The sequence below is a fragment of the Mycolicibacterium diernhoferi genome, assembly GCF_019456655.1.
Taxonomy (GTDB): domain Bacteria; phylum Actinomycetota; class Actinomycetes; order Mycobacteriales; family Mycobacteriaceae; genus Mycobacterium; species Mycobacterium diernhoferi.
This window is the reverse complement of record NZ_CP080332.1, coordinates 4,087,862-4,108,540: the sequence shown is the minus strand read 5'-3', so window position 1 is coordinate 4,108,540 and position 20,679 is coordinate 4,087,862. Positions and strand designations below refer to the sequence as shown.

The following is a 20,679-nucleotide window of genomic DNA, read 5'->3' as shown; positions in this document are numbered from 1 at the left end:
TGACGCAACTGCTCCTGGGGGAATCGAGGAGACGGCCGATGCTCGCTGATCCTCTGGTTCGGTTACCCCTGACCGTCGTCTTCGGCACGGTTTCTCTGCTGGCGGTGGTACTCGCGCTGCACTTCGGCGGCGTTCGGATCGGCACGACGGGGGTGACTGCGGGCACCGCTGCGATGGGTGCAGCGTTGGTGATCGGCCAGGGCATGCGGCGCCTGCCGCGCTTCGGTCCGCGCCCCGCCGAGCTCATCAGACCGGCACTGGCATCCTCCGCGGCCGCGGCGGTTCTGGCCGTAGCCGTCGTAGCGGCGATCGCACTGCAGCCGAAAGCAGCGGAGAGCTATACGACCCTCACGTTCGCCGATCAATCGTGGCTGTCAGAGGCTTCTCAGCGCGCGGTTGCGGCCGAACCGGTGACGGTGGGCTGGATCTTGCGATCCTTCGGCTATCTGCCTGATCCGGCTCTCACCGCGGTGGAGGTCGCGCTGGACGGTGGCCCGTTGACTGCTGTCGCCGTCGTTCTCGGTGACTTCAGCGCGGCTGCTCAGCCGGGCGACCCCATCGAAATCAGCGGATCGGTGACTTTCGCCGCGCCGGACAGCGCTGGGTTGCACCGGGTGTCGATCTCGGTTTATCCGCATTCGAAGGGCGCATTGCATGAGCGGCTGCCGGTGACGTTGACAGGGTGGATCGAGGTTGCACCGTGAGTAAACGACGCGCAATGCGGCAGGGGCTCACCGGTCTCTCCGACCCGATGACGCGCAACAGCGTCGCCCTGATGGGCAACACGATCGTGACCTCGGCGTTGGGCTATGTGTTCTGGATCGTCGTCGCGCGAATCTTCGACACCGAAGCCGGCGGAACCGCCGCGGCGACGACGAGCGCGATTCAGGCCACTGTGCTGACGGCCAGCGTCGGTGCAGCGGCCGCACTGGTCGAGTGGCTGCCACGCTCTGCGGATGCCCTGCAATGGCGGCGGCGGGTGACGACCGCATGGGTGGTGGGCGCGGTGACTGCGCTGGCCGGTGGGTCGGCCGTTGTCGCAGTTTTCGGGTTTGGGTTCGCAACCCTGCCACAGCTGGCGACGCCGCCGGGCGCCATGCTGTTCGTGCTCGGGTGTGTCTTCTTCTCGATCGGTCAGGTGATCGACTACGTGGCCATCTGCGAGCATCGAGGCGGCCTGCTGATGATGCGCAACATGGTGTTGTCCGGTACCCGAATACCGTTGATCCTGCTACCAGTTACGGTCCTGACCGGCGCCGACTCGATCCTCTTCAGCTGGACCGCGGCCGCCGGTCTGTCGCTGCTCTGGACGTGCTTATTCTTCGGTAATCGCGGGGGGAACACCCTGTGGCCCAGCTTCACCGGGATGCGCACGCATGTGCGCGAGATGGCCTCGTCGCTGGCCGGCCAGCACCTGATCACAGTGACCGCGATGCTGGCTGGGTACGTGCTACCGATCATCGTTGTCAGCAGGCTCTCTGCGACTGACAATGCCTACTTCTACATCACGTGGATGCTCGGGTCGGTGTTCTTCATCATCAGTCCCGCGGTTTCTGCCGCCCTGTTCGTGGAAGGGGCGGCCGACCCGTCAAAGCTGCCGCACCAGGCGCGGCGCTGCCTGGTGATCGTCCTGGCGCTACTGACCGCTCCTGTGCTGGTCTACGTGGTGGCGGGCCGGTGGATTCTCGGTGTTTTCGGCGAGGATTACGCGCAGCACGGCTATCTTCTGCTGCTGATCCTGGCGGTGTCGGCGGTCCCGGACGCCATCTCCAACGTCGCGGTGTCGGTGCTGCGGGTGACTCGTCGGGTCCGGTCGGCGCTGGTGCTGAACGTCGGCGTACTGATAGGCAGTGTGGTCGGGGCCTGGTACGCCCTGCCGGTCCTGGGCATCGTGGGCGCCGGGTTGGCCTGGACGTTGAGCCAGGCTCTCGGGGCCATATGGGTGCTGGTCAGATGGAAGGCGATCCTCGGTGGCGGTGTGACACCGGATCTGCCTGCCGCACTGGCGGTCTGCGAAGACGTTGCCCCGGTGACCGCCGAAGGATCTGTCCGATGAGAGTGCTGCAGGTCAGCGACGGGTATCCGCCGGCCACCGGCGGTACCGAGCGGGTCGTCGAAGCCTTGTCGCACGGACTGGCCGCCAGGGGGCACCGGGTCGCCGTCGCCACACTGGGGCGCCCGGATGCTCCCGACACCGAGGTGACCGAGACGGGTGTCGAGATTCACCGTATCGATGGGGTCACCCGCTGGTTACGGCGGTTCGCCAGCGACCCAGGCCATCTTTTCCACCCGACTTTTCCCGACCCACTATTGGTTCGCCACCTGCAGAAGCTTGTGGACGACTTCTGCCCCGACATCGTGCACGCGCACGGCTGGATCCTCAATTCCTGTCTTGGCCTGCGACTCTCGGGGGCTGCGATGGTCACTACACTGCACGACTACGGCCTGCGCTGCGCGAACAAGACGCTGATCTCGTTCGATCGGCTGGAGGATCCCTGCGCAGGACCCAGCCTGGGGCGCTGCCTGGCATGCACGCGCGACCACTACGGAACGCTGAAGGGCACCGCGCTCGCGTTGGGGCTGCGGGACAGTTGGCGACAGCTGGACAAGGTGTCGCTGTTCTTTCCGATCAGCGAGGCGGTCGAGGTGGCCGGCCTGGCAGGGGTGCGCGCCGAACGCGTCTGTCGGATTCCATCCTTCGTCGACGATGCAGTGTTCGACGAGGCGCGGTTGACGCCGCGGCCCTCGTTCCTCCCCAACGGCCCGTTTGTCGCATTCGTCGGTGCCCTTGGGGACCATAAGGGCTTGGGGTTGGCCGTTGCTGCGCACCAACGCATGCGTGCCGCCGTTCCTCTGGTGGTGATCGGTAGTGAACGCGCCGACACTCAGAAGTATGTCGGTACGCCGACCCGGCCGGTGCGCACGCTGACCCGGATTCCCCATCCCGAGATCATGGCCACCTTCGCGGCAGCAGCCGTCGCAGTCGTGCCGTCACGCTGGCAGGAACCGTTGGGTCTGGTGGCGGTGGAGGCCATGGCGGCCGGGACCCCAGTGGTGGCTACCAGGGTCGGTGCCCTCCCGGAGGTTGTCGAGCATGGGAAGACCGGATTGATTGTTCCGCCGAATGATCCGTCCGCACTGGCTGCAGCCCTCGACGAGATGGTCGGCGACCCGCGGCGCGCGGAGAGCTACGGAGCTTGCGGCAGTGTGAAGGCCCACGACTACTGTGCGTCAGTTGTCGTGCCGAAGTTCATCGCGGCGTATCGGCGCGCGCTCGATGGCCCCCAGGTCGATCAGCGGGGCCGATCGCGGACGAGTCCCACCGCGTAGTCCTCCATGAACAGTCCGGACTTCGGATCGCCACGGCCGCATTCTCCATCGGATTCACCGGGCCGCTTGATCCACAGATATGCGTCTGCGTGCGGGTGACCCGTTTGCGCAGTCGGAGACACGCCCAGCGATCGTCCGGGTGGATTGCACCAGTTCAGGGGTCCGTCGGGAGCCGGACCGCGTCCATTGCGGGAGGTATCGATCACATAGTGTGCACCGCCCAGCAGCGCAGACACCCGTTCGCCGTACCCGACTTGCTCCTCGGTGGTGTAGAAGTTCGACACGTTCAGACTGAACCCGCGCGCTTTCGCGACGCCGACCTGTCGCAGCCGCGTCGCAAGGTCCTCTGCGGTGAGCCACCGTGAATGCCCGCCGTCGATGTACACCACCGCTCCGGAGTTGCTGCCGAAGGCGTCAACAGCGAAGTCCAACAAGTCCATTCGTTCCTGACGTTGGGCTTCGGACAGACAGTCCGCGGCGGTGAGTGCATCCGGCTCCAGAACGATGGTCACCGGTAGTGACCCGATGCCCTTCACCAACTCAGTGATCCACGCACGGTATTCGTCACCCGTGGGCAGCCCGCCCGAGGCGAATCCACCGCAATCGCGGTTGGGGATGCCGTAGACGGCGACAACCGGCATCGCGCCGTCAGCGGCGGCACCGGCCGCGTGGGATCGGATGGCTTCGGCCGCCTCGCCCACCGGCGTTTGTTGGTCAACCCACCAAGCCTGTGCGGTGCCGGCGATCAAGTCGAGTTCCGGCTTGCGTGGAACGGCCATGCCCGCCGCGACCGCGCCGGAGGTGGTCGGGTCGACATAGAACGGTAACGACGCCAGTGGGTCGCTCGTTCGGTCTACCAGGACTATCGGCGAATCAATGGGCTGGGAGAGATCCTCGTCGATGGATCCGCACCCGGCAAGGACGCCCAACCCGGCCAACGTGAGCGCGGCAGCGAGGTGACGGCGCGGGGAACGACCGTTCCGGGCCCCCGCGCTGTCACACATAATGCCCGGATCGTAGCCCGAGGACGACGACTGCACAGCGCGGAAAGTGGCACCGGCCGCCCAGGAACGGTGGTCAAAGGAATACAGGGGGCTGGTGCGGGGGCCGTTCATTACTGACCGGTACGCTGAGCGCCGTGACTGAGCGGACTCTCGTGTTGATCAAGCCCGACGGCGTGCAGCGGAACCTGATCGGCGAGGTTCTCGGCCGGATCGAGCGCAAGGGGTTGACCTTCGCTGCGCTGGAGCTCAAGACCGTGACCGAGGAGCTGGCCCGGCAGCACTATGCCGAGCACGACGGCAAGCCCTTCTTCGGTTCGCTGCTGGAATTCATCACCTCCGGCCCGGTCGTGGCCGCGGTGGTCGAGGGCGAACGTGCCATCGCCGCGTTCCGTCAGATCGCCGGCGGCACCGATCCGGTGGAGAAGGCGACTCCCGGCACCATCCGTGGTGACTTCGCGCTCGTGACCCAGGAGAACCTGGTGCACGGCTCCGACTCGCCCGAGTCGGCAGCCCGGGAAATCGCGCTCTGGTTCCCCGAACTGACCAGCGCTTAGCTGCACCTTCAACCGCTTCGTCAGATTCTGGCGTGCGGTATGGGATACTTACCCCTGGGAGACCGGCGCCATAGTGGGGCCGGTCACCCGGATGAAGACTTCGACGAGTGCGACCATCGCGTCAGCGGTGCGGCGCCAAAGCGTCTAGCCATCATTCAGCCAGGCGCCGAGTGGGTTCATCGCGAGCCGCTCGGGGCGAGACCATAACAAGTTCGGGAGAAGCTCCCCGGACCCATAACGGAAGCCCTCGCGTGGCCGCGTCGTCATGACGCGCCCGGGGGCTTAAGGAGAATTTGTGGCCGAAGATGCCCCTACCCAAGACCAAGTCGAAAACACCCAGCGCAGCGAGGAACTGCCGGCGAAGCTGAGAGTCCACTCGCTGGCCCGCGTGCTGGGCACCACGAGTAAGCGCATCGTGGACGCTCTCGCCGAGCTGGACGGACGGTCCCGCAGCCCGCATTCGACGGTGGCGCGCGAGCAGGCCGAGCAGGTCCGCGAGGTGCTCAATGCCGAGGCCGCCGCGTCCGCGGTCGAGGTTCCGGCCGTGGACAGCGTCACCGAAGCGGCCCCGCAGGAAGCCGCCCCGGAGGTCCCGGCGCCCGGCGACGCGCCGGAGGCTGTCGCTCCCGAAGCACCCGAAGCCCCCGCCGAGGATGCCCCCGAGGCGGTCGCGATCGTCATCGAGGAGCCGGAATCCCGGCTGCTGCTGGAGGCGCCCCCGGCCCCCGAGGCACCGGCCGAGTCTCCCGCAACCCACGAGCCGGCGCCGTACCTCCCGCTGTTCGTGGCCCCGCAGCCCGTCGAGTTCGCGCCACGGCCGACGCCGGTCGACGACCACGACGATGACGCCGAAGACACCGACGCCGATGACACCGCAGACGGCGACGACGACCAGTCCGAGCGGCCCGCCGCACGGCGCCGTCGCCGCGGTCGCCGGGGTCGGGGACGTGGGCGCGGGGAGCCGAGCGCCGAGGACGGCAGCGAGGATGCCGAGGACACCGACGCCGATGTCACCGACGAGGCCGGCGCCGAGGAATCCGAGGACGCCGACAGCGACTCCGACGAGGACACCGACGCCGATGAGGATGCCGGTGAAGACGGCGCAGGTGCCGAGGCGGGCAGCCGCCGTCGCCGCCGCCGTCGCCGCCGCAAGTCGGGATCGGCCGATTCCGACGAGGCCAGCTCACCCGACGATCCGCCCAACACCGTCGTGCACGAGCGCGCGCCGCGGGCCAAGTCGAGCTCCGCGCGGGACGGAAAAGACTCAGACGAGATCCAGGGCATCTCCGGATCCACCCGGTTGGAGGCCAAGCGTCAGCGTCGCCGTGACGGCCGGGACGCCGGTCGCCGGCGCCCGCCCATCCTGAGCGAGGCCGAGTTCCTGGCCCGTCGCGAGGCCGTCGAACGCACCATGATCGTGCGCGACAAGATCCGCACCGAACCGCCGCACGAGGGTGCGCGCTACACCCAGATCGCCGTCCTCGAAGACGGCGTCGTGGTCGAACACTTTGTGACGTCAGCCGCCTCGGCATCTCTGGTCGGCAACATCTACCTGGGCATCGTGCAGAACGTGCTGCCCTCGATGGAAGCCGCGTTCGTCGACATCGGCCGCGGCCGCAACGGCGTGCTGTACGCGGGCGAGGTGAACTGGGAGGCCGCCGGTCTCGGTGGCGCCCAGCGCAAGATCGAGCAGGCCCTCAAGCCCGGCGACTACGTCGTCGTCCAGGTCAGCAAGGACCCGGTCGGCCACAAGGGCGCCCGGCTCACCACGCAGGTGTCGCTGGCCGGCCGCTACCTGGTCTACGTGCCGGGTGCCTCGTCGACCGGCATCAGCCGCAAGCTTCCCGACACCGAGCGGCAGCGGCTCAAGGAGATCCTGCGCGAGGTCGTCCCGGCCGGCGCCGGCGTGATCATCCGGACCGCGTCGGAGGGCGTCAAGGAAGACGACATCCGCGCCGATGTGAACCGGCTGCAGGAACGCTGGACGCAGATCGAGGCACACGCCGCCGAGGTCACCGCGAAGAAGTCCGGCGCGGCCATGGCGCTGTACGAAGAGCCCGACGTGCTCGTCAAGGTCATCCGTGATCTGTTCAACGAGGACTTCTCCAACCTCATCGTCTCCGGTGACGATGCCTGGAAGACCATCAACGAGTACGTGACGTCCGTTGCGCCGGAGCTGGTTCCGCGGCTGACCAAGTACGAGCCCGCCAACCCGGACGGGCCGGATGTGTTCGCGGTGCACCGCATCGACGAGCAGCTGGCCAAGGCGATGGACCGCAAGGTGTGGCTGCCCTCGGGTGGCACCCTGGTCATCGACCGAACCGAGGCGATGACCGTCGTCGACGTCAACACCGGCAAGTTCACCGGTTCGGGCGGCAACCTCGAACAGACGGTGACCAAGAACAACCTGGAAGCCGCCGAGGAGACCGTGCGCCAGCTCCGGCTGCGCGATATCGGCGGCATCATCGTCATCGACTTCATCGACATGGTGCTGGAGTCCAACCGCGACCTGGTGTTGCGCCGGCTGACCGAGGCGCTGGCCCGGGACCGGACCCGCCATCAGGTCTCGGAGGTGACTTCGCTCGGGTTGGTGCAGCTGACCCGCAAGAAACTCGGCACCGGACTGATCGAGGCGTTCTCCACCACTTGCACGCATTGCGCGGGCCGGGGGATCCACCTGCACGCGGACCCGGTGGACACCGCCACGCCGTCCGGGGGCAACAACAACCGGAAGGCCGACGCGGGCGGTGGCGGAAGCCGTCGCAGCAAGCGCGGCAAGAAGGCCGCCAAGACCGAGGACGTGCCGGACACCGTGCAGCTGGCGAAGGTGCCTGCGCACGCCGCCGGTGAGCATCCGATGTTCAAGGCGATGGCGGCCGGGCTGCACGGCAACGGCGACGGTGAGGACGGCGAGGACATCGGGGACGACGTCGCCGAGACCTCTCTGGCAGAGACCGAGGTGACCGAGTCGGCCGTGGATGAGGACTTCGAGGAGCCCGACACCCTGGAGGATTCCGACGAGGACACCGACGACGATTCCGACGACGACGATTCGGACGAGGACGAACTCGTCGACATCGATGATGACGACGATGAAGCCGATGACGATGACATCGAGGTCCTCGACGACGAGGACGATGAGGACTCGGACGAGGACGACTCGGACTTGGACGACGAGGACGATGACGCCGACGAGGACGACTCGGACCTGGACGACGAGGACGAGGACGATGACGACGACTCTGAGGACGACTCCGAGGACGACTCCCACGAGGTGATCGCCGTTACCCCGCCACCGCCGGTGGTGGCCCCCAGAGGCCGGGTTCGCAGGCGGGCTGCGGCCCGTCCGGCGGGCCCGCCGACCGCCTAGCCAGGACCCGAACAGCCGGTTTGACCCTCGATGCGCTGGTCACGTACCCTTGACCAGTTGTCGCGGGGCTTGCAGCCGCAACTGCTGGCTCGGCCCGCACCCAAGACCCGCACGTGCATGTTCCCTATTGCGCGCGCCCAGACGAACGAAGCAGAGGTAGATCCACGATGGCAGCCGAGAACGCCACGTACGCAATCGTCAAGACTGGCGGCAAGCAGTACAAGGTCGCCGTCGGGGACATTGTCAAGGTTGAGAAGCTGGAGTCCGAGCCCGGGGCTTCCGTCTCGCTGCCCGTCGCTCTGGTCGTCAACGGCGCCAAGGTGACCACCTCGGCCGATGACCTGGCCAAGGTCGCCGTCACCGGCGAGATCCTGGAGCACACCAAGGGCCCCAAGATCCGTATCCACAAGTTCAAGAACAAGACCGGCTATCACAAGCGCCAGGGTCACCGTCAGCAGCTGACGGTGCTCAAGGTCACCGGCATCAAGTAAAGAACGGGAGCGACAGACATGGCACATAAGAAGGGCGCTTCCAGCTCGCGCAACGGGCGCGATTCAGCTGCCCAGCGACTCGGCGTCAAGCGTTTCGGCGGTCAGGTCGTCAAGGCCGGCGAGATCCTGGTCCGTCAGCGCGGAACCCACTTCCACCCCGGCGTGAATGTCGGCCGCGGTGGCGACGACACCCTGTTTGCCACGGCGCCCGGCGTCGTGGAGTTCGGTGCCAAGCGCGGCCGTCGGACGGTCAACATCGTCCGCCTCGTGCGCTCGGAAGCCTGATAACCCGAGGACTTTCTGCGAACGCGAAGCTGCTGCGAGTTCTCTAGACAAGACTCGCAGCGGCTTCCGTTTTTCGGAAGGCCTGTGGGAAGGACCTGATATGCCCCGTTTCGTCGACCGCGTCGTCATCCATGCGCAGGCCGGCAATGGCGGCAACGGATGCGCGTCGGTGCACCGCGAGAAGTTCAAGCCGCTCGGTGGCCCCGACGGCGGCAATGGTGGCCGCGGCGGTTCCATCGTGCTGGTGGTGGACCCGCAGGTGCACACGCTGCTGGACTTCCACTTCCACCCACACGTTGTCGCACCGTCCGGCAAGCCGGGCGCCGGCAGCAACCGTGACGGCGCGATCGGCGCCGATCTCGAGGTCAGGGTGCCCGACGGCACCGTGGTCCTCGATGAGCACGGCAACCTGATCGCCGATCTGGTCGGCGCGGGCACCCGCTTCGAGGCGGCCGCCGGCGGTCGCGGCGGGCTGGGGAACGCCGCACTGGCCTCCCGGGCTCGCAAGGCCCCGGGCTTCGCGCTGCTCGGTGAGAAGGGCCAGGTCCGTGATCTGACCCTGGAACTCAAGACCGTCGCCGACGTCGGACTGGTCGGTTTCCCGTCGGCGGGTAAGTCGTCGCTGGTCTCCACCATCTCGGCCGCCAAGCCCAAGATCGCCGACTACCCGTTCACCACGCTGGCGCCCAACCTCGGCGTGGTCTCGGCGGGGGAGCACACCTACACCGTCGCCGATGTGCCCGGCCTGATTCCCGGCGCGTCCGAGGGACGCGGGCTGGGATTGGAATTCCTGCGCCACATCGAACGCTGTGCGGTCCTGGTGCACGTCGTGGACTGCGCCACCATGGAACCCGGTCGCGACCCGATCTCGGACATCGACGCGCTCGAAGCCGAGCTGGCCGCCTATCAGCCCACGCTGCAGGGTGATTCGACCCTGGGTGATCTCGCGGACCGCCCCCGTGCGGTGGTGCTCAACAAGATCGACGTTCCCGATGCCCGCGAACTCGCCGATTTCGTCCGTGACGAGATCGCCGAGAAGTACGGGTGGCCGGTCCTGGAGATCTCGACGGTGAGCCGAGATGGTTTGCGGCCGTTGATCTTCGCGCTCTGGGAGATGGTTGCGGCCTACCGTGCCGCGCAACCCGAAGTGGCCCCGCGCCGGCCCGTCATCCGCCCGATCCCGGTCGACGAGACCGGATTCACCGTCACCCCCGACGGCCAGGGCGGATTCGTGGTCCGTGGCACCCGGCCGGAACGCTGGATCGCCCAGACCGCCTTCGACAACGACGAGGCCGTCGGATACCTCGGCGACCGGTTGGCCCGCCTCGGCGTCGAGGACAAGTTGCTCAAGCTCGGCGCCACACCCGGCTGCGCGGTCACCATCGGTGATGTCACCTTCGACTGGGAGCCGCAGACTCTGGCCGGGGTGGACGCCCAGATGTCCGGTCGCGGAACCGATATGCGGTTGGAGCAGACCGACCGGGTGTCGGCCGACGAACGTAAAGCCGCGCGGAAGGCACGCCGGGAGCGCAGCGAATGAGTGCGCCCTCAGCGCATCGAGAAGCCATCCGGACCGCCCGCAGCATCGTCGTCAAGATCGGCACCACCGCGCTGACCACTCCCACCGGCGTCTTCGACGCGGGCCGGCTGGCCAGCCTGGTCGAGGCCATCGAGGGCCGGATGAAGGCCGGCTCGGATGTCGTCATCGTCTCCTCGGGCGCCATCGCCGCCGGCATCGAACCGCTCGGCCTGAGCAGGCGCCCCACCGATCTGGCCACCAAGCAGGCCGCCGCCAGCGTCGGGCAGGTGGCGCTGGTCAACGCCTGGAGCGCGGCCTTCGGCCACTACCAGCGCACCGTGGGCCAGGTACTGCTCACCGCCCACGACATCGCGATGCGCGCGCAGCACAACAATGCGCAGCGCACGCTGGACCGGCTGCGCGCCCTGCATGCGGTGGCGATCGTCAACGAGAACGACACGGTGGCCACCAACGAGATCCGGTTCGGTGACAACGACCGACTCTCGGCGCTGGTCGCTCATCTGGTCGGCGCGGATGCGCTGGTACTGCTCTCCGACATCGACGGTCTCTACGACGGGGACCCGCGCAAGGCCACTGCGGACAAGCCCGCCCGGTTCATCCCGGAAGTGGCCGCCGACGGTGACCTCGACGGTGTGATCGCCGGGCGCGGCAGCAGCCTGGGCACCGGCGGGATGGCCTCGAAACTGTCCTCGGCCCTGCTCGCCGCCGACGCCGGGGTGCCGGTGCTCCTGGCCGCGGCGGCCGACGCCGCGGCCGCACTCGACGATGCCTCGGTGGGCACGGTGTTCGCGGCCCGCCCCGAGCGGATGACGGCGCGCCGATTCTGGGTGCGCTACGCGGCCGAAGCCCACGGGGTGCTGACCCTGGACGAGGGTGCGGTGCACGCGGTGGTGAAGGGCAGGCGCTCGCTGCTTGCGGCCGGGATCACCGCGGTGTCGGGGCGCTTCCACGGCGACGACGTCGTCGAACTGCGCGGGCCCGACGGCGCCACGGTGGCCCGCGGTGTGGTCGCCTATGACGCGGCCGAACTGACGGCGATGCTGGGGCGCTCGACCCGGGATCTGCCGCCCGAGTTGCGCCGCCCCGCAGTGCACGCCGACGACCTCGTCGCCACCTGAACGACGCCTTCGACAACGGATTCCGTAGGTAGCTGAGAGAATCTCAACGAGGTCGATTGGCAAATTCCGCTACGGATATGCGGCGTTGCCTGCCGATTTCGGCCCGCCCGGCCCTGAAACGCGGGATGGTCACAACATGCCAGCGTGCCGTGGCCGCCAGCTAATGCTCCCGGACCGGCGATTCTCCAGGTATGCTCCGATCTGATCTGGTATCAGCAAAGGGGAAGCAGGGGCATGCCACGACGTTCGGTGCTCGCGGTCGGTGCACATCCTGACGATATCGAGCTTGGCTGCGGGGGCGCCCTGGCTAAGCACGTGGCCGCCGGCGACAAGGTCGCGATGCTGGTCGTGACGCGTGGCGAGGAAGGTCCTGGCCGCTCCGCGCAGCGGGTATCCGAGCAGCTGCGCGCCGTCGAGGTGCTCGGGGTGGACACCCTGCTGTGGGGCGAGGGTTTCCTGGACTGCCGGGTGTCCCTGCAGGAGTTCGAACTCGTGCACCTCATCGAGGACGCCATCGAGAAGGTGTCGGCGAACGTGGTGTACACCCATGTGGCCAATGACAGCCACCAGGACCACCGGGTGGTCTCCCGGTGCACCATGGGCGCGGCGCGTTGGGTGTCGACGATCATGGCCTACGGCGGCCCGTCCGCGGTGGGCTTCAACCCGACGTCGTTCATCGACATCTCGGACTGCCTGGACAAGAAGATCGAGGCGCTGATGTGCCATGTCTCGCAGGCCGAGGCCAGTGAGAAGGTCAGCGCCTCGTGGGTGCGCAGCGCCGCCGAGCACTACGGCTTCCTGTGCCGGCGGCCGTTCGCCGAGGGATTCGAGCCCATCCGCCAGGTCGTCGACTTCTGAACTGTGCCAACATTTCTCGTGGTGGGCGCCGGCACCACCGGCATCGGCGCGGCCGTCCGTCTCACCGAATTGGGTATCGATCACCTCGTCGTGGACGCGGGGGACCGGTTGGGCGGTATGTCCGCCTCGGTCACTGACGAGGCCGGCTTCACCTGGGATCTGGGCGGCCACGTGCTGCACAGCCACTTCGAGGAGTTCGATCGTGCCGTCGAGGCCAGCGGTGTCGGCCTCAATCACGTCACCCGCAACGGCTGGGTGTGGCTGCGCGGCGACGGGCCGCAGAGTCTGCTGCCCACCCCGATCCAGCAACAGCTCACCGAGCTGCCCACCGACCTGTACCCGGACGCCCCGGTGGCGCATCTGGGGGACTACTACCGCAACAACTTCGGCCGCGATCTCTACGACGGGTTCTTCGAGCCCTACAACCGCAAGATGTGGACGCTGCCGCTGCACGACATCGACCACGAATGGACGTCGCTGCGCAGCGGGAGTGCCGCGCGCAATGTGCCGGTGCTGGGCCTGGCCGGGGGACCGCCGGCACCGGCGTCGACCTTCCCGTACCCCATCGGCGGAACGGGTGCGCTGTGGCAGGCGGTGCACGACAAGCTGATGACGCCGGATTCGGTGCGGCTGCGGACCCGGGTGCTCGACGTCGACCCGGTCGCCCGGGTGGCCCGGCTCGACGACGGCGGCACGGTGTCCTACCAGTTCTGCATCAGCACCGCCCCGGTCACCACGGCACTCGGCTGGATCGGCTGGTCCGAACCGGCGCAGACGCTGCGGGCCAGTCGGCTGCACGCGGTCGGCCTCGGATATCGCGGTGAACCGCCGCCCGCTCTGGCGGACAAGACCTGGCTGTACTGCCCGGCCGAATCGGTCCCGTGGTACCGCGCGACCATGCTCAGCAACTACGACGCCGCCAACGCCGGGCCCGGCCGCTGGAACATCCTCTGCGAGGTGCCGGTCTTCGCTCAGGCCCCGATCTCGGTGAGTGAGGCGGTCGACGGTGTGCAGCGCTCACTGCAGTTGCTCGGCGCCGACCCGGCGCGGGTGGTCAGCCGGTTCTCCGACACCCTCGACTTCGGCTACCCGGTGCCCACCCTGGGCCGGGACCGGCTGCTGCGGGAGGCCGACGAGCGGCTGCGTGCGCACGGCATCTACAGCCGGGGCCGGTTCGGGGGCTGGCGCTATGAATCCTCGAACCAGGACTACGGCTATGTGCAGGGTCGTCAGGCCGTGGACAACGCGTTGTCCGGCGCGCCCGAGGATGTGTACTGGCACCCGGAGCGGTTCTAGCGGCCGGGAGTGCGGCTATCCGGGAGTCAGTCGGCTGCCAGATAGAGTGCGCCCCTGATGATCTGGGTCAAGCTGGCGGCCAGCTCGGCATCGTAGGAGGTCGGCCGGGTGGGCAGATTCTGTTGACAGGACCGCTCCACCATCCACACCAGGCTGCTGGCCGTGGTGGCGGCGGGCAGTCCGGGCCGGATCGAGCCGTCGGCCTGGCCGGCTTCGATGACCTCGGTGAACTGCGCCGAGATCCCGTTCAGCAGGTCCCGGTAGGTCTCGCCGACTGCGGCGTCGTATCCGGCCATCTCGTTGAGGGCCAGCAGAACCGGCTGATGGCGGCGGTAACTGGCCACGATCGCCGTCATCGCGGCCAGCACGTCGGCGGGATCGCGGCGCCCGGCCACCACCCACCATTTCGCGGCGTCCTCGGTGAGGTCTGCGAAGACCTGGCCGGCCAGCCGGCGCAGCAGATCGCCCTTGTCCTCGAAATAGATGTAGAAGCTGGCGCGGGAGATCCCGGCCTCGGTGGCCAGCCGGTCGACGCTGAGCTCGGTGAAGCTGGTGCCGTCGGCCATCAGCCGGTCGGTCGCGTCGAGCAGCTTGCGTTCGATCTGCTCGCGGCGTTCCTGGCGGTTGGCCGGTGACCTGCGGGTCACCCGTGTCACCGATGCCATGAGGCCAGCGTATCGGCTGCCCGCGCATCTTGACTAGACACTCTGTCTAGACCTATCGTCAGCGCCATGACTGTGTCACCGATCACATCAACCGAGCGTGCCTACGACCCGATCGACCTGTCGTCGCGGGCCTTCTGGTCGACCACTGCCGCAGATCGCGAGACCGCGTTCGCGCAATTGCGGGCCCACCGCCCGGTCAGCTGGCATCCGCCGGTCGAGGACTCGTTGATGCCCGACCCGGCCGACCGCGGCTACTGGGCGGTGACCCGGCACGCCGATGTCGTCGAGGTGAGCCGCAACAGCGAGGTGTTCCTGTCCGGCCACGGCGTGCTGTTCGAGAACATCCCGGCCGAACTGCTGGAGGCGTCCCAGTCCTTCCTGGCCATGGATCCGCCGCGGCACACCGTCATCCGCAAGGTGGTGCACTCGGCGTTCACCCCGCGCCAGGTCCGCCGGATCGAGGATTCCATCAAGGCCAACGCCGCCGACATCGTCTCCGAACTGCACGCCGCCGGCAGCGGCGCCGACTTCGTCGACCTGTGCGCCAAGGAACTGCCCATCCGCACGCTCTCGGACATGGTCGGTATTCCGGAGTCCGAACGTCGCCAGGTGGCCGAGGCCGCGGATGCGTTGGTGTCCTGGGGGGACGCGGTGTACCTGAACGGACGCAACCCGTTGGAGGTCCTGGTCGCCAGCCAGATGTACCTGCACCAGGTCGCCCTGGCGCTGGCCGCCGACCGCCGGGAGAACCCGGGCGACGACCTGTTCAGCGCCCTGGTGCACGCCGAGGTCGAGGGCGCCCGGCTGACCGACCCCGAGGTGGCCGCGTTCTTCGTCCTGCTCGCGGTCGCGGGCAACGACACCACCCGCCAGACCACGAGCCACGCACTGAAGGCACTGACCGACAGTCCCGACCAACGTGCTTGGCTGCAGGACGATTTCGACAACCGGATCGGCACCGCGGTGGAGGAGTTCATCCGCTGGGCCACCCCGGTGATGACCTTCCGGCGCACCGCGGCCACCGACTACGAGCTGGGCGGCCGGCAGATCAATGCGGGGGAGAAGGTGGTGATGTTCTACTCATCGGCCAACCAGGACGAGACCGTGTTCGACGGCCCGCAGCGCCTCGACCTGGGTCGCGACCCCAACCCGCACGTCGGATTCGGCGGTGGCGGACGGCATTTCTGCCTCGGTGCGCACGTCGCGCGGGCGCAGTTGCGGGCGATCATCGGTGAACTGCTGGGCCAGATCCCGCAGATCCAGGCCGGTGAACCGTCCCTCGTGCCGGGCAACTTCATCCACGGCATCCGCGCGATGCCGTGCACCTTCTAGCGCACCGAAACCGTGGTGGGGAGTTCGCCGGCCAACAGCGTCAGCATCTCCGAGCAACCGGCCTCGACCTTGACCCCTGCCAACGCGTCGCCGCGGGTCGGGCCCCGGTTGATGATGGCGACCGGCTTGCCGGCGCCCGCCGCGTGCCGGACGAACCGGTAGCCGGAGAACACCGTCAACGAGGAGCCCGCCACCAGTAACGCCTCCGCGGCGTCGACGAGCGAAAAGGCTTGCTGTACACGCTCCTTGGGCACACTCTCGCCGAAGTACACGATGTCGGGCTTGAGCATGCCCGCACACCGCGGACAGTCCAGGTAGCGGAAGCTGGTGGTGTCCTCGACCACGGCGTCCGCGTCGGGGGCCACCGCGATCCCGCCGACGTGCCCGGCGCGTTCGGCGAACCCGGGATTGAGGGCCTCCAGTTCGTCGGCCAGCGCCTCGCGGGTCATGGTGTACCCGCAGGACAGGCAGATCACCTGGGCGTAGGTGCCGTGCAGGTTCACCACCTGCTTGCTGCCGGCCTTGGTGTGCAGCAGGTCGACGTTCTGGGTGATCAGCCCGCTCACCACACCGGCGTCCTCCAGGCGTGCCAGCGCCCGGTGCCCGGCGTTGGGCGCGGTCCGGTCCATGTGCCGCCAGCCGAGATGGTTACGGGCCCAATACCGCTGCCGGAACATCGGATCGGACCGGAACTGGGTGATCGTCATCGGGTTGCTGGGCGGGGAGTCCGGCCCGCGGTAGTCCGGGATACCCGAATCGGTCGACATCCCGGCGCCGGTGAGTACCGCCACCCGGCGCCCGGCCAGCGCCGCGACCAGTTCGGGAGCATCCATCTCATCGAGGATAGGCGGGTCCATCCCGTCGAGGCATGGCATGGTGGCCTCATGTGGCTCTCACCCGATCAGCTGGCCGATCGCCGGGAGCGGGCAGCGACGGCCGCGCTGGAGGCCGGCCGGGCCGCCGGACTGGACGCCGACCGGGCCACCGTCTTGCACGATGTGTTCTCGGTGGTCGTGCACCTGGAACCCACTCCGGTCGTGGCCCGCATCCCGGTGGTACTGCCGCCGGGCTACACCCCGCAGCTCCAGCACGCCCGCCAGCAGCGGGAACTCGACGTCGTCGCCTGGCTGGACGCCCACCGGGTGCCCGTCGTGCCCACCAGCCCGCTGGTGCCGCGCACCCCGGTGCGCCACGGCGGGTTCGGCATGACGTTCTGGGAACTGGCCGACGTCGCGGCCGACCACGAACCCTATTCCGGGGTGGCCATCGCCGAGAGCGCCCGGCTGCACGCCGGGCTGGCCGGCTACCCGGGGCCGCTACCGTTCCTGGCCCCGTTCAACGAGGCGGCCCCCGGGATGTTCGCGCACCTGGAGCCCTGCGACCTGCTCGGCGCCGCCGATATCGAGCGGGCCCGCGCCGAATACGCGGCCCTGCGCGGCGTGCTCGCCGACCCCACGGTGTTCGCCGCGCGATACCCCGGCGTGGGGCTGCAAGCCGTCCAGGGAGATGGCCCGTCGCACAACGTCATCCGCACCACCGACGGGATCAGATTCTCCGACTTCGAGGACGTGTCGCTCGGTCCGGTCGAATGGGACCTGGCGATGCTCGGGCCCGAGGCGGTCGCCGAGTACGACGACGCCGCGGACCGGCTCGGCCTGCGACGCACCGACGCGGGGGTGCAACAACTCATGGACGCCGCCCGCAGGCTGCAGTTCATCAGCTGCGTGACGCTGGTGCCGCGGCTCCCGGTGCTGGCCGAGGGGCTCGCGTCGGTGATCGAAAGTTGGCGGGCAACGGACTCCCACGCGGCGCCGAACTAGCCTCGGGCGCGGCGACTGCGGCCCGTGGGTTGCCGTCAATGCCAGAATGGCCGGGTGGACTTCTACTCCGCCTACCGCCACGGATTCGTGCGGGTGGCCGCCTGTACCCACCACACCACGCTCGCCGACCCGGCGGCCAACGCCGAATCGGTGTTGCAGCTGGCCAGGGAGTGCCACGACGAGGGCGTCGGGCTGGCGGTCTTCCCCGAACTGACACTGTGTGGTTACTCGATCGAGGACATCCTGCTGCAGGACACCCTGCTCGATGCCGTCGAGGACGCCGTGGCGACGGTCGTGGCGGCGTCGGTGGATCTGCTGCCGGTCCTGGTGATCGGGGCGCCGCTGCGGCACCGCAACCGGGTCTACAACACCGCCGTGGTGATCCACCGCGGAGAGGTGCTCGGGGTGGTGCCCAAATCGTTCCTGCCCACCTACCGCGAGTTCTATGAACGCCGCCAGCTCGCCCCCGGCGACGGCGTCACCGGCACCATCCGGCTGGGTGCCGGCGGAGCGACCGGGAACGGGCAAGAGGTGCCGTTCGGGGCCGATCTGCTGTTCGCCGCCGCCGACCTGCCGGATTTCGTGCTGCACGTCGAGATCTGTGAGGACATGTGGGTGCCGGTGCCGCCGAGCGCGCAGGCCGCCCTGGCCGGCGCGACGGTGCTGGCCAACCTGTCCGGCAGTCCCATCACCATCGGACGGGCCGACGATCGCAAACTGCTGGCCAAGTCGGCGTCCTCGCGCTGCCTGGCCGCCTACGTCTACGCCGCCGCCGGTGAGGGCGAGTCCACCACCGACCTGGCCTGGGACGGCCAGACGATGATCTATGAAAACGGGGTGCTGCTCGCCGAATCCGAGCGGTTCCCGAAGGGGGTGCGGCGCAGCGTCGCCGACGTCGACGTATCGCTGCTGCGCGCCGAGCGGCTGCGGATGGGCACCTTCGACGACAACGCCCGCCACCACCGCAGCACCGTCGACGCGTTCCGTCGGGTCGAGTTCACCCTCGACCCGCCGGCCGGTGACATCGGGCTGCTGCGCCGGGTGGAACGTTTCCCGTTCGTGCCGTCCGACCCGACCCGGCTGCAGCAGGACTGCTACGAGGCCTACAACATCCAGGTGGCCGGGCTGGAACAGCGATTGCGTGCCCTGCATTTCCCGAAGGTCGTCATCGGCGTGTCCGGCGGGTTGGACTCCACCCACGCGCTCATCGTCGCCGCCCGCGCGATGGACCGGGAGAACCGGCCCCGCAGCGACATTCTGGCGTTCACCATGCCCGGTTTCGCCACCGGCGACCGCACCAAGACCAATGCCATCGCGCTGAGCCGGGCGCTGGGCGTGACGTTCGCCGAGATCGACATCCGTGACACCGCGCAGTTGATGCTCACCGAGATGGACCATCCGTTCGGGCGCGGGGAGAAGGTGTACGACGTCACCTTCGAGAACGTGCAGGCCGGGTTGCGCACCGACTATCTGTTCCGGCTGGCCAACCAGCGCGGCGGCATCGTGCTGGGCACCGGGGATCTGTCCGAGTTGGCGCTGGGCTGGTCGACCTACGGTGTGGGCGACCAGATGTCGCACTACAACGTCAACGGCGGGGTGCCCAAGACGCTGATCCAGCACCTCATCCGGTGGGTCATCTCCTCGGGCCAGTTCGAGGACGCCGTCGATGAGGTGCTGCAGTCGGTGCTCGATACCGAGATCACCCCGGAGTTGGTGCCCACGGGGGAGGACGAGGAGATCCAGAGCAGCGAGGCCAAGGTGGGTCCGTATGTGCTGCAGGACTTCTCGCTGTTCCAGGTGTTGCGCTACGGCTTCGGCCCGGCGAAGGTGGCCTTCCTGGCCTGGCATGCCTGGCGTGATGCCGAGCACGGGCACTGGCCGCTGGGCTACCCGCTGGACAAGCGACCGTCATACTCCCTCACCGAGATTCGGCACTGGTTGACGGTCTTCGCGCAGCGCTTCTACTCGTTTTCCCAGTTCAAGCGATCCGCCCTGCCCAACGGCCCCAAGGTCTCCGCCGGTGGGGCGCTGTCCCCGCGCGGTGACTGGCGGGCGCCGTCGGACATGTCGGCGCGGATCTGGCTGGACGCCATCGATCGGGACATCCCGCGGGACTAGCGCCGACGTCCGAGGTTCAGCTCAACGCGTCCTCGATGGCCTCGTCGTGCGGCGCGCAGTCACCGGCGCCCGGGACCAGGGTGGCCAGCGCCCCGGCGGCGCACGCCCGCCGCAGCGCGTGGGCCGGATCGTCGGACCACCCGGCGGCCAGCACCCCGGCGAACACATCCCCGGCGCCGCTGGTGTCCACGGGTTCGACCGCCGGGGCCGGCACCTCGGTCTGCGCATCGGCGGTGCGGTGGGCGGCGCCGCGCGCCCCGAGCGTGGTGACCAGGTGCGGCACCGGCCAGACCCAGCGCCGGGCCTCGTCCTCGTTGACGATCACCACATCGGTGACCTCGGCCAGTTGCGCGAGCGCGTCGGGATCGGCGCCCGCCGGGGAGGCGTTCAGCAGCACCGTCGCGCCGACCGCGCGCCCGAGGCGGGCCGCGGTCAGCGCGGTCTCGGTGGGGATCTCCAGTTGCATCAGCAGCACGTCGCAGTCGGCGATCAGCTCACGCAGCCGCGGCGAGGTCAGCGCCAGATGGGCGTTGGCCCCCGGCGCCACCACGATGACGTTCTCGGCCTGTGCGTCCACCACGATGCTCGCGGTCCCGCTCGGCACCGGCAGCGCCAGCACCCCGGCGGTATCGACACCGTTGCGCTCCAGGTGGACCCGCAGCGCCTCGCCGGTGTCGTCGACGCCGACGGCGGCCACCAGCACCACATCGGCGCCCGCCCGGGCGGCCGCGATCGCCTGGTTGCCGCCCTTGCCGCCGGGGGCGCGGGTCAGCTGCGAGGCCAGCACCGTCGCACCCGGCGCCGGGAGGGTGTCCACGGCGAAAACGAGGTCCATGTTCACACTGCCGACCACACATACCCGCGCCATCGCCTTACGGTAACCCCCACCGGGCCTGAC

At 68.6% G+C, this 20,679-nt stretch carries 18 protein-coding genes; 14 read left to right on the top strand and 4 right to left on the bottom strand.

Annotated features, from left to right (window positions below; genetic code table 11):
• The first annotated feature begins 38 nt into the window (after positions 1-38).
• From K0O62_RS19420 to K0O62_RS19410, 3 genes are read left to right on the top strand one after another with little or no spacing between them, the layout of a single operon-like run.
• Entirely contained in the window at positions 39-704 is a 666-nt protein-coding gene (locus tag K0O62_RS19420; protein ID WP_073853566.1) for a hypothetical protein, read from the top strand.
• Positions 701-2,056, top strand: coding sequence for a lipopolysaccharide biosynthesis protein (locus tag K0O62_RS19415; RefSeq protein ID WP_131817363.1), 1,356 nt, complete (start codon positions 701-703; stop codon positions 2,054-2,056). The genes K0O62_RS19420 and K0O62_RS19415 overlap by 4 nt, the downstream gene beginning before the upstream one ends.
• A complete protein-coding gene (locus tag K0O62_RS19410) occupies positions 2,053-3,330 on the top strand; it encodes a glycosyltransferase family 4 protein (protein WP_165636929.1) in 1,278 nt (425 codons plus the stop codon). The genes K0O62_RS19415 and K0O62_RS19410 overlap by 4 nt, the downstream gene beginning before the upstream one ends.
• Here the strand turns inward: K0O62_RS19410 and K0O62_RS19405 are convergent.
• Positions 3,294-4,259 (bottom strand): glycoside hydrolase family 6 protein, encoded by a 966-nt coding sequence (locus tag K0O62_RS19405; RefSeq protein ID WP_207550977.1) that lies wholly within the window; start codon positions 4,257-4,259, stop codon positions 3,294-3,296. The two genes, K0O62_RS19410 and K0O62_RS19405, sit on opposite strands and share 37 nt — an antisense overlap.
• A gap of 209 nt (positions 4,260-4,468) precedes the next feature.
• On the opposite strand from K0O62_RS19405, the gene ndk reads away from it, so the two are divergent.
• The 8 genes from ndk (at position 4,469) to K0O62_RS19365 (ending at position 13,846) form a co-directional block, all read left to right on the top strand.
• Positions 4,469-4,888, top strand: coding sequence for a nucleoside-diphosphate kinase (gene ndk, locus K0O62_RS19400; RefSeq protein WP_073853572.1), 420 nt, complete (start codon positions 4,469-4,471; stop codon positions 4,886-4,888).
• Between the two features lie 295 nt (positions 4,889-5,183).
• Positions 5,184-8,258, top strand: coding sequence for a ribonuclease E (gene rne, locus K0O62_RS19395; protein WP_073853574.1), 3,075 nt, complete (start codon positions 5,184-5,186; stop codon positions 8,256-8,258).
• A gap of 167 nt (positions 8,259-8,425) precedes the next feature.
• On the top strand, positions 8,426-8,749 hold the full coding sequence (gene rplU / locus K0O62_RS19390) for a 50S ribosomal protein L21 (protein WP_073853575.1): 324 nt from the start codon (positions 8,426-8,428) through the stop codon (positions 8,747-8,749).
• 18 nt (positions 8,750-8,767) lie between these two features.
• Positions 8,768-9,034: a 50S ribosomal protein L27 gene (gene rpmA, locus K0O62_RS19385; RefSeq protein ID WP_019513236.1), complete on the top strand. Its 267-nt coding sequence runs from the start codon at positions 8,768-8,770 to the stop codon at positions 9,032-9,034.
• A 100-nt stretch (positions 9,035-9,134) separates the two neighbouring features.
• Positions 9,135-10,574, top strand: a complete 1,440-nt coding sequence (gene obgE / locus K0O62_RS19380; RefSeq protein WP_073853576.1) for a GTPase ObgE — start codon at positions 9,135-9,137, stop codon at positions 10,572-10,574.
• Positions 10,571-11,692: a glutamate 5-kinase gene (gene proB, locus K0O62_RS19375; protein WP_073853578.1), complete on the top strand. Its 1,122-nt coding sequence runs from the start codon at positions 10,571-10,573 to the stop codon at positions 11,690-11,692. Before obgE ends, proB begins: the two co-directional genes overlap by 4 nt.
• Before the next feature lie 234 nt (positions 11,693-11,926).
• Positions 11,927-12,550 (top strand): PIG-L deacetylase family protein, encoded by a 624-nt coding sequence (locus tag K0O62_RS19370; protein ID WP_073853580.1) that lies wholly within the window; start codon positions 11,927-11,929, stop codon positions 12,548-12,550.
• Between the two features lie 3 nt (positions 12,551-12,553).
• A complete protein-coding gene (locus tag K0O62_RS19365; RefSeq protein ID WP_073853582.1) occupies positions 12,554-13,846 on the top strand; it encodes a protoporphyrinogen/coproporphyrinogen oxidase in 1,293 nt (430 codons plus the stop codon).
• A 26-nt stretch (positions 13,847-13,872) separates the two neighbouring features.
• On the opposite strand, the gene K0O62_RS19360 is transcribed toward K0O62_RS19365, so the two are convergent.
• Entirely contained in the window at positions 13,873-14,511 is a 639-nt protein-coding gene (locus K0O62_RS19360) for a TetR/AcrR family transcriptional regulator (RefSeq protein WP_073853584.1), read from the bottom strand.
• 66 nt (positions 14,512-14,577) lie between these two features.
• Here K0O62_RS19360 and K0O62_RS19355 point away from each other — a divergent pair, with 66 nt between their 5' ends.
• Positions 14,578-15,843: a cytochrome P450 gene (locus K0O62_RS19355; protein ID WP_073853586.1), complete on the top strand. Its 1,266-nt coding sequence runs from the start codon at positions 14,578-14,580 to the stop codon at positions 15,841-15,843.
• Here K0O62_RS19355 and K0O62_RS19350 read toward each other — a convergent pair.
• Positions 15,840-16,676: an NAD-dependent protein deacetylase gene (locus K0O62_RS19350; RefSeq protein ID WP_073853588.1), complete on the bottom strand. Its 837-nt coding sequence runs from the start codon at positions 16,674-16,676 to the stop codon at positions 15,840-15,842. The genes K0O62_RS19355 and K0O62_RS19350 overlap by 4 nt on opposite strands.
• A 51-nt stretch (positions 16,677-16,727) precedes the next feature.
• Between K0O62_RS19350 and K0O62_RS19345 the strand changes: the two genes are divergently transcribed.
• Both K0O62_RS19345 and K0O62_RS19340 read left to right on the top strand, forming a co-directional pair.
• Positions 16,728-17,663 carry a phosphotransferase family protein gene (locus tag K0O62_RS19345; RefSeq protein WP_073853590.1) on the top strand — a complete coding sequence of 312 codons (936 nt, stop codon included), beginning with the start codon at positions 16,728-16,730 and terminating at the stop codon, positions 17,661-17,663.
• Positions 17,664-17,717: 54 nt separating this feature from the next.
• Positions 17,718-19,781, top strand: a complete 2,064-nt coding sequence (locus K0O62_RS19340; RefSeq protein WP_073853592.1) for an NAD(+) synthase — start codon at positions 17,718-17,720, stop codon at positions 19,779-19,781.
• Positions 19,782-19,797: 16 nt separating this feature from the next.
• Here K0O62_RS19340 and K0O62_RS19335 read toward each other — a convergent pair whose 3' ends face one another.
• Entirely contained in the window at positions 19,798-20,649 is an 852-nt protein-coding gene (locus tag K0O62_RS19335; RefSeq protein ID WP_073853594.1) for a ribokinase, read from the bottom strand.
• Between the last annotated feature and the right edge of the window lie 30 nt (positions 20,650-20,679).

Bases quoted from the DNA above. Each gene is read 5' to 3' on its own strand.
- K0O62_RS19370 (WP_073853580.1), top strand. From the start codon at position 11,927: ATGCCACGACGTTCGGTGCTCGCGGTCGGTGCACATCCTGACGATATC.
- rpmA (WP_019513236.1), top strand. From the start codon at position 8,768: ATGGCACATAAGAAGGGCGCTTCCAGCTCGCGCAACGGGCGCGATTCA.
- K0O62_RS19345 (WP_073853590.1), top strand. From the start codon at position 16,728: ATGTGGCTCTCACCCGATCAGCTGGCCGATCGCCGGGAGCGGGCAGCG.
- obgE (WP_073853576.1), top strand. From the start codon at position 9,135: ATGCCCCGTTTCGTCGACCGCGTCGTCATCCATGCGCAGGCCGGCAAT.
- K0O62_RS19335 (WP_073853594.1), bottom strand. From the start codon at position 20,649: ATGGCGCGGGTATGTGTGGTCGGCAGTGTGAACATGGACCTCGTTTTC.
- K0O62_RS19410 (WP_165636929.1), top strand. From the start codon at position 2,053: ATGAGAGTGCTGCAGGTCAGCGACGGGTATCCGCCGGCCACCGGCGGT.
- rplU (WP_073853575.1), top strand. From the start codon at position 8,426: ATGGCAGCCGAGAACGCCACGTACGCAATCGTCAAGACTGGCGGCAAG.
- K0O62_RS19420 (WP_073853566.1), top strand. From the start codon at position 39: ATGCTCGCTGATCCTCTGGTTCGGTTACCCCTGACCGTCGTCTTCGGC.
- K0O62_RS19350 (WP_073853588.1), bottom strand. From the start codon at position 16,676: ATGGATGCTCCCGAACTGGTCGCGGCGCTGGCCGGGCGCCGGGTGGCG.
- K0O62_RS19360 (WP_073853584.1), bottom strand. From the start codon at position 14,511: ATGGCATCGGTGACACGGGTGACCCGCAGGTCACCGGCCAACCGCCAG.
- proB (WP_073853578.1), top strand. From the start codon at position 10,571: ATGAGTGCGCCCTCAGCGCATCGAGAAGCCATCCGGACCGCCCGCAGC.
- K0O62_RS19355 (WP_073853586.1), top strand. From the start codon at position 14,578: ATGACTGTGTCACCGATCACATCAACCGAGCGTGCCTACGACCCGATC.